This is a genomic window from Oceanobacter antarcticus (assembly GCF_044962685.1).
In the GTDB taxonomy this organism is placed as follows: Bacteria; Pseudomonadota; Gammaproteobacteria; order Pseudomonadales; family Oceanobacteraceae; genus Oceanobacter; species Oceanobacter antarcticus.
The window spans coordinates 1-205 of the sequence record NZ_JBBKTX010000156.1; the positions used below are offsets into that span (position 1 = coordinate 1).

1 pseudogene is annotated in these 205 nt (G+C 49.3%); it reads left to right on the forward strand.

Annotated elements, in window-relative coordinates:
• Positions 1-205: pseudogene (locus tag WG929_RS21325) on the forward strand (hypothetical protein); the annotation flags it as partial.

The window sequence follows — 205 nt, forward strand, 5'->3', positions numbered from 1 at the left end:
CAAACGCAACCCATTGGTCAACCACTCTGATGGCGAAAGAAACCGGACTGAATGCCATGGCGATCAGTCGGATATGGCGAGCCTTTGGTCTGAAGCCACATCGTCTGGAAACCTTCAAACTGTCGAGAGATCCTTACTTTGTTGAAAAGGTTCACGACATCGTTGGCTTGTATATGAACCCTCCGGACAAGGCATTGGTGTTGTG